This window comes from Enterovibrio makurazakiensis, assembly GCF_050336585.1.
GTDB lineage: Bacteria > Pseudomonadota > Gammaproteobacteria > Enterobacterales > Vibrionaceae > Enterovibrio > Enterovibrio gelatinilyticus.
Window position 1 is genome coordinate 65,408 of record NZ_JAKJSE010000007.1, and the last position, 15,782, is coordinate 81,189.

The window sequence follows — 15,782 nt, forward strand, 5'->3', positions numbered from 1 at the left end:
GGTGCAACTCTCCTGTCCGGCTTTTTTGAGGAAAGCCGGAGAGGCATTGGGTTGTAGAGTTAAACCAGTGTTAAGAGCCGTTCCGTAGCGTTGAGTTAATCCAGCGCCCAGAGTGATAGTTCAGGAATAAATGCCAACATTAATACGACGGTCAGCATGGATATTACATAGGGGCCGGATCGTGCTGCGATCTTCAAAACAGAAGTCCCTGTCAATCCGGATACCACAAAGAGGTTCAAGCCAAGTGGTGGTGTAATGAAACCTACTCCCAGCGATGTCACCATCATGATACAGAACTGAACATCTTCCATACCTATCTCACGTGCCAGCGGCAGCAGGATAGGGGACAGAATCAGAATGTTCGGCGTCGTTTCCATAAAACAGCCAGCCAGAATCAAGATGCCGATCATGATGAGCGTGAGGGCAACGTGACTGTCCGTAATTGACGTCATGCTTTGAACAAATGCCTGCGGTACGTCTAGTGCAGCCAGTGTTTGTGCCAATGGAAGGCTTAGCGCGATGATAGGCAAGATAACGCCATTCACTTTTGCCGAGCTTTCTAACATCTTCGGAAAATCACTTACCTTCAATGTGCCTTGGAACAGACCAATGATGATAGTGGTAACAACAGCGATAGCAGCTGCTTCTGTTGGGGTGAAGATGCCTGAGTAAATACCACCTAAGATAACGAACGGCACCATGAGCGCATAGCGAGCATCAATAACCACCGATATCCAGCGCTTGAACGAGAAGCCTTGTCCTGCGTTCTCATAGCCATGAATGCGATTCATCACGACGTTGGTTAGCATGATGGCGCCCATAACCATTAACCCGGGTACTGCGGCTGCAAGGAACAGTGTCGATGCGGATATACCCAGCACTAAGCCAATAATGATGTACGCAATGGATGGCGGGATCAGGATGCCTGTACATGCCCCCGCGGCGACTAACGCACACGCATAAGGTTTCGGGTAACCTTGCTTCACCAACCGGTCGATGGTCATACGACCGACTGCAGCAGCCCCCGCGGCATCAGATCCTGAGATACAGGCAAAGAAGCCACATCCGAGAACCGTTGCGCTACCAAAGCCCGCTCGCGCACCGCCCACACTGGCTTCTGCAACGTCGAGTAACTTGTTTGATAGGCCAGTACGAACCAGCACATCACCTGTCAGGATGAAAAGTGGAACGGCAATCAGTGCGAAAGCATCAATGCCATCAAAGAGAGATTCACCAAACAAGGATAACGGTAAAACGTCAGTAATAAAGAGCAGTGCGATGGAACCCAGACCGAGTGATACCCATACTGGGACAGCCAGACCAATCAGCACTAGCATACCAATCACAGGGCCATAAAATTCCCAGCCGAGGTCGACAACCACGTCTGTTTGATAGTAATTCAGCATGACACTCTCCTAATCAAACAACTTGTTGCCTTCGAACACGGGCGTGCCGTGTATCAGGCTATGTGTATCGCGACGGATCGATTGAGCCAGTCGGAACAACATCAAGGAGAACCCCAGCGGTACTGCCGCCATGAACCACGCTTGGCTGATGCCTAAACCGTGGGTGACTGAGCCGAATTTTAACGATACTTCAATCGGGTGAATTGACCAGTAAAGTGCAAATACAGCGACGATAAGTGTCATCAAATCGCCAAAAAGATACATGACGGCTTTACCACGTTGCGGTAAATAGTGGAGCAACACGTCAATGCGGATATGTGCACGCTCTTTAACAGCCGCTGACGCACCGATCCAAGCGAGATAAATAAACGCGTAACGGGCGACTTCTTCTCCCCAAATGGAGGAGTAGCTGAATACAAAACGGCGCAGCACTTCCATTGCAATGGTAATAACGATCGTGGTGTAGAAGAAAAGAAGCAACCAGCGTTCGCCATTCTCATCAATGTTTTTAAGTAGAGATTTCATAGGCCATGTCCAACGTGCGTTGTGGAAATCGAGAGAGTAGCCTCTTGGAAGAGTCCCAAGAGGCTTGGTGACTCAGACGTTACACATCGTGGACATAGAAACGGCTGTTGCCGTTCGCGGCATCTAGCAGTTTATTGAAGGTGGCTTTCGAACCTGCCAGTTGCAGTTTAAAGTCATCCCACTCTGGACGCTGGTGACCCGCTTTGTCGATCCATTGGCGCATTTCATCCGCATTTGGCGCGTAGAATTCAACACCTGCATCGCCAAGTTCAGCCATCGCATACGCGCGTGCCGCAGGGACTTTCGCAAGGTTCTGAATAGAGGTCACTTCACTCGCAAACTCAATGCCTTCCTGAATGTCCTTCGGTAGGCTGTTGAACCACTCGAGATTACAAGAGAACACTTGTGAGTCTGGCACGGCGCGGTTGAACGTGACTGACGAAAGTACGTCTTTAAAACCAAACACATTCAATGCTTCTACCGATGGGTCCAATGCATCTGCAACGCCCTGTTTAATAGCTGACGGTGTTTCACCCCATGCCACTGGCGTTGGGTTTGCACCCAGTAGACGGTACATTTGCTGAAGAATTTTCGACCCTGGTACGCGGAATTTCACGCCTTCAAGCTGGTCAGGTGTCTTAATTGGGCCTTCCAAACCTCGTCGAATCGCGACAACACGTGGGTCAATAACCACATACCAAAGCGGTTTAAAGCCTTTAGCTTCAACGCGAGGGTGAATTTCTTCTTTCCAAGCGTTTGATGTCACGAGATTGATGAATTTTTGGTTTTCACCACACCAGTAAGGGATGTTGATAAGATCAACGGCTGGCGCAAAAGGAGCAAAGTTAGAAAGTGAGTGTTGCGCTGCCTGAATCGTGCCAGCTTGTACTTTCTGAGCTAATGCTCCGCCAGCACCGAGTTGACCACCTGGTGCGAGCTTCACGTAAACCTGACCTCGCGTCATGTTCTGGATATTTTCCTTAAAATCCAGCTGCATGATTGGGTAACTGCGGGAGGCACCGATGATGTACGCCGTAGCGATGGTCATGGTGTATTTCGCTCTTTTCTGTCGTTCTCTCTCTTCATTTGCTGCAGCGTGCGCATTTGTTGAAGTCAACAAGGCTCCTGAAGCGCCTGCGACAACAGCGGCCGTGAAACCTGCTTTTTTAGCGATTTCTAGAAAACGGCGACGCTCTGCATTCTGTGGGGAGTCATCCTTATGGTGAACAGACATAAATGTACTTCCTTCCTGCGTTTTATTTACCCAATCAACGTCGAATACTTCGGCGAACGTTGGGTGCTCTTATTCTGCCGAATGCTGGCTTGCATCTTTTTCAGCAAGTAGCATTGCGACAACGAAAGTTAATGAAGCAAGAATGAGTAAAATGAACTCAAACACGTCATTAACACGAATAATGTCGTTAGTCCCTGAAGCAAGTTGAACCTTGGTGGCAATCACGTTGAGCATGTACAGCGAGAAAAGCACCAATGGAAGGATGTAGCGTTTCTTGATGTTTAAGACAGAGCTCATGGTTAGCCTCACAAGGGTCAGAAGACGATTTACCGTCGTATTTTAGTTATAGCACTCGCGAACACTTGTAATGTAAATGTTAAATGTAAGCGCTTACATTGTTGAGAATAGTGCGCGAGTTGGAAGGCTGTCAAGTTTTTGGCAGCGAAAAATTTAAGCAACGCTATAATCAGTTAGATTGTGGTTTTGCAATCTCAATAACGAGTCAAAGAACTAACGAGTTATGACGAAAGATATTCCTTCTTCGCGTAAGCGCTTACAAAAACGCTCTGTAGATGCGCCCACAGCGGAAGATGTCGCTATTGCCGCAGGGGTTTCTACGGCAACCGTATCGCGGTATTTGGCAAAACCGAGTTCGGTGAGTGAAAAACGTGGCATGCTTATCCGCTCTGCCATTGAGTCACTCGGTTACATTCCGCATGGCGCTGCTCAAGCGTTGGCCTCTCAGCACTCGAAAACGATAGGCGTGATTGTGCCTACGTTAGATAACGCGATTTTTGCGGAAGGCATTCAAGCATTTCAACGGCGCTTGCAAGAAAAGGGGTATACCTTGTTCATCGCGAGTTCTGATTACTCTGTCGATGAAGAATTAGCGCAAGCTGAAAGGTTGATTACTCGAGGCGTTGATGGACTCATGCTGGTAGGGGCAGAACATCATCCTCAGCTGTTCGACATCATAGATAAAAAGCAACTGCCATATTTATATACTTGGTCATACAAACCTTCGTTAGATCATCCATGTATTGGGTTTGATAACTATCGCGCATCGGCGCGCTTGACTGAATTCTTGCTCGAGCTTGGACATACTGAATTCGCGGCAATACCCGGTATTACACGCCTGAACGACAGAACGAAAGATCGTTTGGCGGGATGTCTGAATACTTTGCAAAATAGCGGTATTGAATTAGGCGATGAGCGCGTGATTGAATGTCGCTATGATTTAGCAGAAAGTCGCCAAGCGTTACGAAAACTGCTGGCGACCACCCCAAGACCAACTGCGATTGTGTGCGGCAATGACATTATTGCGATGGGGGCATTACTGGAATGTCAGTCTATGGGGGTGAAGGTGCCCGAAGAGGTTTCCGTTGTGGGATTTGATGATGTGGCTATGGCGTCGCATATTCACCCTTCGCTTACCACAATGCAGGTACCTTCTAGGACGATGGGCGAAAAAGCGGCCGATTTTTTGTTGGCCAAGTTAAATCATGAATCGGTTACCGATAAATTGGAGTTGGAAGCCAAATTGGTGGTGCGAGAAACCACAGCGGCGGTGAAAAAATCCTAATATAACGTATGGTTAGACTAAATTCTTAGAAAAGAAAGGGCGGTATTATACCGCCCTTTCTTTGTATTCAACGCAGTAAATAACTACCAGACCCAATCGGTTTGTTCGTTAGTTATCCGCATTTGAATCGGTGTTGTGCCGTCGTAGAAGAATACTTCTGCCAACATGTAGTATTGCGAGTCGGCAAGTAAGTAGTCTACATCACCGAATCCACCCTCTAGCGTTTTTGCGGTAATTCGACTGTTATAGTCAGGTGAGTAGGAGCCATCAGGGTTCTCTACAAAGCCACCGTAAATCGACACATAGGCTTGGCTTGTCGAATAGGCAGTGATATCAACCTCTAAACTCTGAGCTATAACAGGGTCGTAACTGAAGTTGTCTGCCACCACCATTTCTGACATCTGTGTTGCATCACTGGAGACTGTGGGTGGAATGTCTACCACTTGTGGATTAGCACCCGTTAGGATAGAAGCTGATGGCGCGCTATCAGAGGCAGAGGGGGTTGAGCTCGAACCTCCTGACGATGAGTCGTTGCTACTGCCAACACTTGCGGAGTCTGTATTCACTGTCGTCCCGCTTGTTGATGACGAACCTCCGTCACCGCCACCACCACATGCCGTTAAGAGTATGGCGAGTGAAGCTATTGCAATCGGATAGATATTCATGATTATTCCTCCGGCTCGAAAACGGTGCCTGTTGTGGCTTTTTCATCCAAATACCAGCTGGTGTTGTTAAGGCCCGATGTTTCAGCGTAGCCAGCAAACTCAGGGTAGGCCGATATCAAATCAACGTGCTCTTGAGGCCATTTCCATGTGTCATTGATTAACAACGCCCACGGTAGATTTCCCGATGTTTTGAAGTAGCGGCTTTCCCCAGGGTTACCCGTGTCAGACCACCATCCGTACCAGTATGTATCGAATTTCTCAGTGGGTGCTTGGTCAGCCAAGTGGATTTCTAGGCCGCGACCTGGGTTATACCACAATCCATCACGCACATAAGGCCCTGGTGTGGCGAATATGAATGGGTCATAGGGCATGTCCATCAGGCCGTAGGTGTTAACGCCTTCATTAGTGTAAATGTCGATTTCAAATTCAAACGATATCGCTTCCTGACAATATTGGGCAGTTCGATAGTAATTACACTCGGCGGGGACTTTTTGTTTTAAATCGTCCGAGATAATGAAGATGGCTTCAGTGGCATCAGATTCCAACCCATTACTCTCTTGTACGACGCCGTTGTACTTCATCGTGGTCTGAGCATTGTTTATATCCACGTAATTGAGGCCAGGAAGTCGCATCGCGAAGCCGTTGTGATAACCCGCGCCATATGCCGCGAGGTAGCCTGTGATGAGGATGCGTGTTGCTTGATTATCTTCGTCTAGCGTTTCTGTTATACGGAAGCGGAGAACGACATCATTCATGTCATAGTCACCTTCTTTTGGCCAATTATCTTCAAAGGCTAAGGTGGCGTAGCCACGCTCACTTGGGTAATGCACCAATGTTGTACCTGTCTTCACTACGGTCACGGGGTGATCTTCTACCTCACCGCTAGTTGCACCGCCGAAGTAATCCAAACCGGCTTGCTCTGAGAATCGGAAGCGGCTGTAAGTTGAACCAACTGCGGCATCGGCTGGAACAGCGACAGAAAGGGTATTGGTACCCGAACTTAGGACAGAATCATTGATAATTTTCTCGCCTGCATCTTCAAAATCGCCATCTTGGTTCCAATCTAGCCAAGCGGAGAGATACCCAGTAGCCGAGGCTTGAACTGAGATGATTGCGGTGGTTCCCGCTTCGAGTGCAGTAACAAAACCCACACCATCTTCATCTTCAACCCCTGCTTTGTTGTCATCCAGCGGGGAGATTAAGCCATCGCCTTCACTGTCTGGAGCGACTAAGCCCAGGTAATGCCCTGTTCCGGTTTGGTGGCGAGGGCCGTTGGAATCAAGAAGGGTTTTGTAGCTATCCGGCGCGTCACCGAAATCAATGGTGGAATCTTCATCGATGACGGGAGCATCTTCACAACGCGCGCCGTCGTTTTGGTTTGAATTCGGGCCGTCTGCAAAGGGTTCCGCTTCGACATTTTGGCTATTGATATTGTCGGTATCAGAAAGGTTGATACGGAATATGTCTCCGTTACTATTGCGGGATATGTAGAAGTAACCGTTTACATCGAAGTAACCAGCACCAAATATGCCTGTTTTTCCCGTATTGCCAATTACGGTTGCAGCACCTGTGTCGGTATCTATTTCGAACAACTTGCCGTTGGTGTTTTTCACTGCATAAAGTTTGTTGTTGCCTGGATGAAATGCAAAATCAGTAATACCTAATGGGGCATTTGTGGAAATGGTTTCTGCCTCTAATGTTGCATCTGGATCGGTGTCTAACGGTGTCAAATCGATTTTATAGAAACCGGTGCCTGGGCCGTAAAGGTAGTAGTAACGGTCGTATACATCACCCACGTAAAAGCTGAAGTTCGGAAGGCCCGTCACCTCAATCACATCTGCATTAAAGTCTTTGTCTAGACGAACCACTTTCTTGCGGCTTTTCTCAAAGCCATAAATGTATTTGTGTTCGAAGCCTTCGCCGTCCCCTGTGCCGTTATCAAAACCGACAGCGTTGATACCGTCGTTCGACAAACCTACATCGTTAGTGATTAGCGCCGTCAACCCAGTCACAAGATTAACGCTGTGTACCTGAACGGGCTTTGACTGAAACAAGTAGGCTTTGCTTGGACATGTATCAAACGGTGTCGACAACGCTAAGGGCGATACCGTTGCAAGTAACGTAGCTGTTAATAGGCGAGACATAGACATCTCCTTGGTTTGAGTCTGAGGATACTCATACAAGGAATGTGCCAATCTTAAAGTGTTGAAATATAGTGATTTAAAATAACTTTGCGTTTTCTGTTATTTGATAAACGGTCAGAATGACAATCAAAAAAAAGTAATGATTGGTTGTTGTGTCAAAATGAGAAAATAACAATATAGAGTATGGTAACAATGGCATTGTTAGACGGTTTTAATGAGGCTGTTAGCTATTTCACGGACAAGTAAAAGGAGAATGACTCCGTTTGATGAGTGAATTTGTATGTCCTTCATTGTGCGATTAACTCTGTGTTTCCTATCTGCAATCTACTATCTATGTGGAGCCATTTATAAGCGTTGAAAAATGCCTCTGATTATCCTCTTCTACTTTAGTTTTTACACTAGTGAGACATTCATCAGCAAATCAGGCTTTTCCAAGCTATATTGAAAAATGTGTTTCATAATTGATACGCCATTTGGGTACGTTGAAATAAAAGGGTAAAAATGAAAATTATTTTTGCAGATGACATGGCGGACATGCGTGAAAGCATCGTTAAATCCTTAGAGGCCGTCGAAGATCAGTTCGGACCGTTTGAGATTCTTGGTCAAGCGAAAGATGGACAGGAACTTATTGCCTTGGTCGAGAGATACCCAGATGTAGATCTTGTTCTTACAGATTTGAGAATGCCAACCATGGATGGTCTGTCCGCGTTGGTCTATCTCAAAGCTAATGTAAAAGTGAAAAAGATTTTTGTCATTTCGAGTGAAAGTATTATTTCTATTAGCCAGGCAGAAAAACGGAAAATCGAGGCGGACATCGAAGAGAAAATGGGCCTTCTAGATAAAATTGCTCATCGAGTGATTGATAACGAAGTGGTGGAAGGGAAAATAAACTCGATTTTGACAGGTTGCGAAAAATTGCGACTTGATCCGATTAAAGTGGCTGAATACTACGGTGCTTCTGGGTATATGAGAAAGCCTATTTCCAGAAGAAAGATCGCCAGTCTATTTGAAGAAATGGCGACATCTAAGGGTTTTGTCAATATTGGACTTGTCTAGTCAGTTGCAAGAAAAGCGGTATTAGGCACTTATGTGTCAACACGCTCGATAACATTGAGTAGGGGGAAAGGAACTCCTGATTTGAGGTGCAAACAATGAGTAATGTATTAGATCAGCAAGCATCATGCTTATCAAAATATGCAGGAAGTACGGCATCCGATAACAATGTTGTAAAGCGTACCGCCCAAAAGAATCTTGTTTTTTCGCTTGAGGATGAACAGTATGGCATTCCTTTATCCTCAGTAAAAGAGGTGATTGGCTTAGTGAAAGTCACGCCTATTCCTCATGTGCCTCCATTTTTTAAAGGTCTTATTAATCTTCGAGGACGTATCATTTCAGTGATAGATCTTAGGTTAAAATTAGGTTTATTAGAAAAAGAGTATGAACCCAAGAAAACCTCCATCGTTATTAGCGATGTTAACGATCTAACTATCGGCAGTATTGTTGATGATGTGAATGAGGTGGTTGGTTTTGACGAAGAACAAATAGAAAGAGATTTGGAAATTTCACATAGCGTTAGACGTGACTACATTACAGGTGTCGCGAAAGCAAAAGATAATTTGGTTCTACTGCTCGATATACATAAAGTGCTGGACTCAGAGGAACTGGAAATGATTGGTCATCACAGCGCGATTTCATCTCAAAATGATAATGAGGGATAAGCTATGTTCGATAATCTCTCTCTTCGTGCAAAAATAATCCTAGGGTATGCTGTAAGCCTTATATTTCTGGTCATGTTATCTGTGCTCAGTTTTAATAGCATTAAACAGATTCGAGATACCGATGAATGGGTTGATCATACGCACCGCGTTATTAATCAATCGCTAAATGTTGTAAATGCTGCGCTAGATATGGAAACAGGAATGCGTGGGTATTTGTTATCAGGTGACGAAGTATTTCTCGCTCCATATAATGAAGGAAAATTACGATTTACTCAACTAATCAATGAGCTTAAGGAAACAGTGAGTGATAACACTCCTCAAGTTGCATTATTAGGGCAAGCTGAGGCAACCATCAATGAATGGCAACGCTCTGTGACAGAGAATGCCATTGCACTTCGAGGTGAGATTGGCTCAGCTCAAACCATGAATGATTTGTCTGATGAAATAAAAAAAGACAAAGGGAAAATGTACTTTGATCGCTTCCGAATGTTGATAACTTCGTTCGAGACGGAAGAGAGAGCATTGCTTGCTCAGAGAGAGGCGAAACTTGAAAACTCGGTCGATGTTGAACAAAGCCGTGAGGCATTAGCGTGGGTGCAACATACTTATCAGGTGCTTCAACAAGTTGATCAGATAGAAACCACTGCGTTAAACATGGAAACAGGCATGCGCGGTTATTTATTGACGGGTAAGGATGCATATTTAGCGCCTTATAACGAAGGTCGAAACCGCATCGACTCCTTGATAAGTGATCTTAAAACGAAAGTCAGCGACAATCCTTCACAGGTTCAGAGGTTAGCTGATGTAGCGTCTGTCATTTCCGAGTGGAGAGTGCAGGTATCAGAACGAAACATTGAACAGCGTCGTCAAATTGGCGACTCGAAGACAATGGATGACATATCTGATTTGGTCGCAGAAGCAAGAGGTAAGATATTCTTCGACAAATTCAGGGATCATATTGGCGACTTTGTAGAGAGTGAAGAGGCATTATTGCATGACCGTCAGGTTGAGCTTCGAGAGGCGGTAGTTTCTACTAACAACTGGCTGATAGGGTGCGTGATTGTCGCTGTGTTGATATCTATCTGTATCGCTTTGCTGCTTAGCCGCTCAATCATGCGTCCTTTTCAGTTGATTTTCCAAGGATTACACTCTTTTAGCTCGAAAGAGCTATCAGATTTAAGCATGGCATTCAGCAGTGTAGTGAAAAATATGTCGAGCAGTGCAGGGCGCTTAACGACAGTTGCTAACAACATTGATAATGCTTCGCAGAATTTGTCTCAAATATCAAATCGTCAAGCGAGCTCCATAGAAGAAACGTCAGCAAGTACCGAAGAGATCTCGGGTATGGTTCGCATTAATGTTCAATACGCCGAAGAATCAAAAGACCTTTCCAAAGAGGTCGGCAACAAGATGACCAGCCTGGATGATGCGATGCAAATGATCTCTGAGTCCAATCATAAAATTGCGGAACTGGTAAAAATCATCGGTGAGATTGGGTCTAAAACAGCCATTATCGATGAAATCGTTTTCCAAACGAAATTACTGTCTTTTAATGCGTCTGTCGAAGCTGAACGTGCAGGTGAGCATGGACGCGGGTTTGCGGTGGTTGCACAAGAAGTCGGTAACCTTGCTCAAATGAGTGGTAAGGCTGCCACGGATATCTCTGCGATTGTAAAGCAAAGTATTTGTGAGGCTGAATCAATCGCAAAGGAGAATACATGCCGTGTTGATAAAGGGTTGGTCATCGTTGCGGAAACGCGCAAGCAATCAAACTTGGTGCTTGAAGGCGCTTCGAAAATTTTTGATGCTTCCAATGAGCAGGCTCGAGGGATTCAAGAAATTAGCAATGCGGTTGAATCCATAAACAAAGCCACCCAGCATGCTGCTTCCATCGCAGATCAAGCATCTAGCTCAAGTTCAGAGCTTACCAAACAGGCAGAAGACTTAAACCGAATGGTGTTAAACCTGAATAGTTTCCTTCGTGGGCATGATACCGCTATCTCGGATGAATCTGAGCCAATGGTTAGTGCAGAGTTGCGGGATAAATATGAAGAGCAATCGTTGTCGGGGATTCGACGTCAAATCGATAATGCTGTTCGTCCGTCTCCTGAGGCGGCAAGCGAAATGGAAGATAATGATAATCAAGCTGCGTGGAATCGGCTCTAGATTGACGTTTTAGGAGCGCGCTTTATGCATTCCGAAAATTATAGTCACAACTTATCTTACGCTATTGAAACGTCGTGTATTGGCAATTCAGAAAGTATGACTCAGCAGGAGTTCACATATTTTTCTAATTTGATTTTTCAGCATGCAGGTATAAAGCTGGAAAATGAAAAACGCAGCATGCTTGAGATGCGTCTGTATAAACGCTTGAATGCACTTAAACTGAGTTCATTTGGCGAATATATGCGGGTGCTGCAGCAAGACGCAAGTGGTGTTGAGTTGATCGCTTTTACCAATCAAGTTACAACGAATAAAACCTCTTTCTTTCGTGAAAAGCGCCACTTCCACTTTCTTCGAGATAATATAATCAACCACCCTCGCCCAGAAAAAACATTCATTTGGTCAGCGGCATGTTCAAGTGGAGAAGAGGCTTTTTCATTGGCCATGCAGTGCGAAGCCATTAAACATGAACGGGCTAATTTCGACTATCGTATTCTTGCCACCGATGTCGATACTCAACGCCTTGATATGTGTGCATTGGGGGAATACCCCAATGAAGAACGTGAAGATATTCCCAAACTGTTTCAACATCAGTTCACTCAACGGGTCCCCCATAATGACAGCATGTTCATGGTCGCTGACAGCTTGAAAAGAAACATTAAATTTAGACAACACAATCTTATTCATTACCCCGAAAAATTTGGCATACAGTTTCACTATATATTTCTGCGCAATGTACTGTTCTATTTTCCTCGTAGCACTGGGGAAAAAGTAGTACGAGCCTTAGTCAGTCAATTGGAACCGGGCGGGCTGTTCTTTGTTGGATTAACAGAATCATTGCAGCATATGGATGTAGGTTTAGAGCTGGTTGATGTCTCTGTTTACAGGAAACCCATGTTGGAGAGAACGGCTGATGAATGATATTCAAGTTCGTTCTGGGGAATTTCAATTCGCTTATCAGAAACCTATCTGGTTTAACGCCGTTGTTGGAACATGTGTCGTTGTATGCATCTGGGATCAAGAAAATCAGAGTGGTGGTATGTGTCATTATCGTTTACCTATTGCGCCAAACGCTATCGCAATGGGAGAGCAGGTTAATGACTACGGAACGTGTGCTATCCCTAACTTACTGAAGAAATTCAAACATACATCGTCAAATCCAGAGAACTTAATGGCGTGGGTGCTAGGCGGCGGGCAGGTGAATGATGGTGAGTTTATGCAATCTCAGCAAATTGGGGAGCGAAATGTCCTCGTGGCACTTGAAACGCTTGCGCACTATGGATTGCCCATAGTTGGGGTATCTGTCGGGGGCAGTTCTGGCAGACAAATTCGATTTAATCCAAAGACCGGGCAGGTTGACTTTCGCTTTGTTGATGAAGCAGCCAATCAAACTGATATCGCAGGGTCAACGTTAGCGCAAAACCTTAAGTGGGTATACGCGATATCCGCAAGCGATACGTTTAAAGCGTCGGTAGAGAAGACGATAGGTAACGATCCTAGTATTCATGTACATGTCTTAAAAGATTTAGAAAGTGTAAGCCAATGCTTCGATCATCAAGCACCACAAGTGCTGATCATTGATTCGGCGTATCTATCATCAGTCTCTGCGTCGGCTTCCTTGACTTCCAATCGGCTAGATAAAATATCAGAAATATCTCTTTTACCTACTGTGGTTGTTGCAGATAGGGCAACACCATTGATCGGTACTCTTTATCGCACATTGGCCAAATTAGTAGGAAATCGAATCTTGGTCTCGACACTACAAAATCTCGACAGGGTATTAGCTTCAGCAGTGCGCTTGAATTCTCCATCGGTTCCTTTGAAAACCCTCGCGACGACGTTATCAAAGGAACACTCATTAGAGAAAGATGAGACAGAACCTGCCGGTGTAGTGCTTATTGGCTCCTCAACGGGTGGGGTGGATGCGTTAGAGGTGTTATTAACCCAATTTCCAAGCCGAATGCCACCCATTTGTATTGCGCAACATATCCCTGAAGGTTACTCATCAGCATTAGTTCAGCGGTTGAATACAAAAAGTGGGTTAACCGTCAAAGAGGCCATTGATGGGGAAGTCCTTTCCTCATCTCACGTCTATTTTGCCCCGGGTAACAATCACATCAAGCTAGTACAACTGAGTGATGGCAATGTGGTTGTCCGCACAACACAGGAACCACCGATTAATTGTTTTAGGCCCTCTGTGGATTACCTGTTCGACTCAGCGCTCAAACTCAAAGGATGTAGGATTGTCGCTGCGCTATTGACAGGGATGGGAAGCGATGGTGCAAAAAGTCTAAAAAGGTTAAAGGGAATAGGCGCATTTACCTTAGTTCAAGATGAGGAAAGCAGTGTTGTATATGGCATGGGACGAGTTGCAAAGGAGTTAGGTGCAGTATGTCGAACCGTCCCTATTCAAGGAATGGCACAGGCAATCCTTGACGCTTATAAAACTCAGTACGTTTCCGAATTGTCCCGTGATGGAAAGAACATGTTTAATAGGGAGTTGCGTTAATGTCACAGGCTGACTTGCACACCCTTTTGAGCGAAATAACAAACGACTTCTCAGATGTTGCTAATACGTTGTCTTTACCGATTGCTATCAGTGATATTAAGCAAGGTTTCTCTGGCCTAAATAACAAGCTTGAATTAGTGGTTGAGGATGATCCGAGGTTTAGCGCTCTCCATTTTCTCATTCAACAAACGGTCACTCTACTGGAGTTCTTAAATGTTGATTCCAATGAGGCAAGTGAAGACCTACTTGCGCTATTAGACTCCTTGATTGAAACGGCCCGAACAGAAACAGCCGCACACTCATCAAGCGATAGCGAGTTTGATGAAGACAAAGAGGGCGAGATACCGTGTAACGACGGAATGGTTAGCGAACTTAATTCGGTCGCTATCTTTGCATTAGATGCATTGGGCGTTGATGTCACACTCATCGAAGACGGGCCTGTGTTTGACGATGATGTCTCGAATGAACTCGATTACCTAAGTTCTCTTTGCCATTCCGACGCAGGGAGTGATACACCTCGCGATGACAGATACCTACCGTCAATAGCGAGAAGTAAAAAGCCGAAAGACGGGGAATCACAATCCAAATTCGAAGCAACAACAAGAGTCAAATCCCATCTTCTTGAACATCTGATGAGCTATTCCGAGGAGCTTGTGCAAATAAGGAATACGCTTGCTGATTTTGCCGAGAAACAAGAGAGCCTGGCACTCACAGAGTTATCTAATAAGTTGAAGACAGTCTCCGATGGGATGCTTAATGACCTATTGAAAACGCAAATGCGCCCCATTGGAAACCTACTGAGTAAATATCGCCGTATTGTACGAGACCTCTCCAAAGAACTGGGTAAAAAAGTGGATGTAGAGATTATTGGAGAAAACATCGAACTCGACAGCAACGTGATTGATGCGATCAATGAGCCACTTACACATCTTGTTCGAAATGCCTTAGATCATGGCTTTGAAACCCAAGAGGCTCGCGCAGTTTCTGGAAAATCCATGATTGGTAGGCTCCTTATTCATGCCTATAACGAGGCCGGAAAAGTTGTGATTAATATTTGCGATGATGGCAACGGTATTGACAAGGAGAAGGTGCTGAGTAAAGCCATTTCTAATGGGTTAGTCACTAAGGAGAATCAGCATCAATTGACAGACAAAGAAGTGCTGGAATTGATTTTCCACCCAGGCTTATCAACGTCTGACAATGTTAATGCTCTCTCGGGAAGAGGGGTAGGAATGGATGCGGTTAAACGAAAAGTAGAAGACATTAAGGGCACCATTGATATTCACTCTGAGAAAGGTGTCGGTACTGAAATTGCGCTAATCTTCCCCTTAACAATGGCAACGTTAAAGGTGGCCTTATTTGATATTGGAAATGTAACTTATGCCATCCCGTCTTCTGATATAGCAAGTATTGTTGGTATCAGTAACGATGAGGAAAACTCGACAGTCAGGTTTGATAGTGGCCACGCCCTTTTGTATCAAAACAACAAAGTGATTCCGCTGGTTGAGCCTCATGAATATTTGAATGAGTTGGCAGAAAAAAATGTGTTTAGACGAACATATAATCAAGGTATGCGTAATAGCGTTGTCCTATTTACACACCGAGGTCAACAGTGGGGGCTGCCTGTCGATCATGTTCGAGCATTTCTAGACATTGTGATTAAACCGCTAGATCGATCAATGAATGGTAGCGATGTCTTCTCAGGCGCTGCGGTGCTTGGAAATGGGGACTTGGCATTAGTGCTCAATTTAAAAAAAGTGATTCAATTTGCTCGGAGCTATCACTGATCGAGCCAAGGTTACTTATTGTTTCTTATAATTAAGATTAGTGTCATCG

The 15,782-nt window shown here is 45.1% G+C and carries 13 protein-coding genes; 7 read left to right on the forward strand and 6 right to left on the reverse strand.

Features of this window, described 5'->3' with window-relative positions:
- Nucleotides 1-95: 95 nt before the first annotated feature.
- The 4 genes from L4D06_RS05180 to L4D06_RS05195 form a co-directional block, all read right to left on the reverse strand.
- Nucleotides 96-1,406 (reverse strand): TRAP transporter large permease, encoded by a 1,311-nt coding sequence (locus L4D06_RS05180; protein WP_274164145.1) that lies wholly within the window; start codon nt 1,404-1,406, stop codon nt 96-98.
- Between the two features lie 9 nt (nt 1,407-1,415).
- Nucleotides 1,416-1,931, reverse strand: a complete 516-nt coding sequence (locus tag L4D06_RS05185; protein ID WP_028022316.1) for a TRAP transporter small permease — start codon at nt 1,929-1,931, stop codon at nt 1,416-1,418.
- 79 nt (nt 1,932-2,010) lie between these two features.
- Nucleotides 2,011-3,165, reverse strand: coding sequence for a TRAP transporter substrate-binding protein (locus L4D06_RS05190; RefSeq protein ID WP_274164144.1), 1,155 nt, complete (start codon nt 3,163-3,165; stop codon nt 2,011-2,013).
- Nucleotides 3,166-3,234: 69 nt separating this feature from the next.
- Nucleotides 3,235-3,462 carry a hypothetical protein gene (locus L4D06_RS05195; RefSeq protein WP_274164143.1) on the reverse strand — a complete coding sequence of 76 codons (228 nt, stop codon included), beginning with the start codon at nt 3,460-3,462 and terminating at the stop codon, nt 3,235-3,237.
- A gap of 223 nt (nt 3,463-3,685) precedes the next feature.
- Here L4D06_RS05195 and L4D06_RS05200 point away from each other — a divergent pair, with 223 nt between their 5' ends.
- A complete protein-coding gene (locus L4D06_RS05200) occupies nt 3,686-4,747 on the forward strand; it encodes a LacI family DNA-binding transcriptional regulator (RefSeq protein ID WP_429738050.1) in 1,062 nt (353 codons plus the stop codon).
- 83 nt (nt 4,748-4,830) lie between these two features.
- On the opposite strand, the gene L4D06_RS05205 is transcribed toward L4D06_RS05200, so the two are convergent.
- Nucleotides 4,831-5,412, reverse strand: a complete 582-nt coding sequence (locus L4D06_RS05205; RefSeq protein ID WP_429738051.1) for a hypothetical protein — start codon at nt 5,410-5,412, stop codon at nt 4,831-4,833.
- 2 nt (nt 5,413-5,414) lie between these two features.
- Nucleotides 5,415-7,556 (reverse strand): LruC domain-containing protein, encoded by a 2,142-nt coding sequence (locus L4D06_RS05210; protein ID WP_429738052.1) that lies wholly within the window; start codon nt 7,554-7,556, stop codon nt 5,415-5,417.
- A gap of 501 nt (nt 7,557-8,057) precedes the next feature.
- On the opposite strand from L4D06_RS05210, the gene L4D06_RS05215 reads away from it, so the two are divergent.
- The 6 genes from L4D06_RS05215 to L4D06_RS05240 all read left to right on the forward strand — a co-directional run bounded on the left by L4D06_RS05215 (nt 8,058) and on the right by L4D06_RS05240 (nt 15,733).
- Nucleotides 8,058-8,612, forward strand: a complete 555-nt coding sequence (locus tag L4D06_RS05215) for a response regulator transcription factor (protein ID WP_274164139.1) — start codon at nt 8,058-8,060, stop codon at nt 8,610-8,612.
- Between the two features lie 95 nt (nt 8,613-8,707).
- Nucleotides 8,708-9,274: a chemotaxis protein CheW gene (locus tag L4D06_RS05220; RefSeq protein ID WP_429738053.1), complete on the forward strand. Its 567-nt coding sequence runs from the start codon at nt 8,708-8,710 to the stop codon at nt 9,272-9,274.
- Nucleotides 9,275-9,277: 3 nt separating this feature from the next.
- Nucleotides 9,278-11,440: a CHASE3 domain-containing protein gene (locus tag L4D06_RS05225; RefSeq protein WP_429738054.1), complete on the forward strand. Its 2,163-nt coding sequence runs from the start codon at nt 9,278-9,280 to the stop codon at nt 11,438-11,440.
- A 24-nt stretch (nt 11,441-11,464) separates the two neighbouring features.
- Entirely contained in the window at nt 11,465-12,358 is an 894-nt protein-coding gene (locus L4D06_RS05230; protein ID WP_429738055.1) for a CheR family methyltransferase, read from the forward strand.
- Nucleotides 12,351-13,946 carry a chemotaxis protein CheB gene (locus tag L4D06_RS05235; protein ID WP_429738056.1) on the forward strand — a complete coding sequence of 532 codons (1,596 nt, stop codon included), beginning with the start codon at nt 12,351-12,353 and terminating at the stop codon, nt 13,944-13,946. Before L4D06_RS05230 ends, L4D06_RS05235 begins: the two co-directional genes overlap by 8 nt.
- Nucleotides 13,946-15,733 carry a chemotaxis protein CheA gene (locus L4D06_RS05240; protein WP_429738057.1) on the forward strand — a complete coding sequence of 596 codons (1,788 nt, stop codon included), beginning with the start codon at nt 13,946-13,948 and terminating at the stop codon, nt 15,731-15,733. The genes L4D06_RS05235 and L4D06_RS05240 overlap by 1 nt, the downstream gene beginning before the upstream one ends.
- Nucleotides 15,734-15,782: the final 49 nt, after the last annotated feature.

What these genes read in the sequence shown, in the direction of transcription:
- L4D06_RS05200 (WP_429738050.1), top strand. Translation starts at nt 3,686, where the DNA reads ATGACGAAAGATATTCCTTCTTCGCGTAAGCGCTTACAAAAACGCTCT.
- L4D06_RS05205 (WP_429738051.1), bottom strand. Translation starts at nt 5,412, where the DNA reads ATGAATATCTATCCGATTGCAATAGCTTCACTCGCCATACTCTTAACG.
- L4D06_RS05230 (WP_429738055.1), top strand. Translation starts at nt 11,465, where the DNA reads ATGCATTCCGAAAATTATAGTCACAACTTATCTTACGCTATTGAAACG.
- L4D06_RS05220 (WP_429738053.1), top strand. Translation starts at nt 8,708, where the DNA reads ATGAGTAATGTATTAGATCAGCAAGCATCATGCTTATCAAAATATGCA.
- L4D06_RS05225 (WP_429738054.1), top strand. Translation starts at nt 9,278, where the DNA reads ATGTTCGATAATCTCTCTCTTCGTGCAAAAATAATCCTAGGGTATGCT.
- L4D06_RS05210 (WP_429738052.1), bottom strand. Translation starts at nt 7,556, where the DNA reads ATGTCTCGCCTATTAACAGCTACGTTACTTGCAACGGTATCGCCCTTA.
- L4D06_RS05185 (WP_028022316.1), bottom strand. Translation starts at nt 1,931, where the DNA reads ATGAAATCTCTACTTAAAAACATTGATGAGAATGGCGAACGCTGGTTG.
- L4D06_RS05215 (WP_274164139.1), top strand. Translation starts at nt 8,058, where the DNA reads ATGAAAATTATTTTTGCAGATGACATGGCGGACATGCGTGAAAGCATC.
- L4D06_RS05180 (WP_274164145.1), bottom strand. Translation starts at nt 1,406, where the DNA reads ATGCTGAATTACTATCAAACAGACGTGGTTGTCGACCTCGGCTGGGAA.
- L4D06_RS05195 (WP_274164143.1), bottom strand. Translation starts at nt 3,462, where the DNA reads ATGAGCTCTGTCTTAAACATCAAGAAACGCTACATCCTTCCATTGGTG.
- L4D06_RS05240 (WP_429738057.1), top strand. Translation starts at nt 13,946, where the DNA reads ATGTCACAGGCTGACTTGCACACCCTTTTGAGCGAAATAACAAACGAC.
- L4D06_RS05235 (WP_429738056.1), top strand. Translation starts at nt 12,351, where the DNA reads ATGAATGATATTCAAGTTCGTTCTGGGGAATTTCAATTCGCTTATCAG.
- L4D06_RS05190 (WP_274164144.1), bottom strand. Translation starts at nt 3,165, where the DNA reads ATGTCTGTTCACCATAAGGATGACTCCCCACAGAATGCAGAGCGTCGC.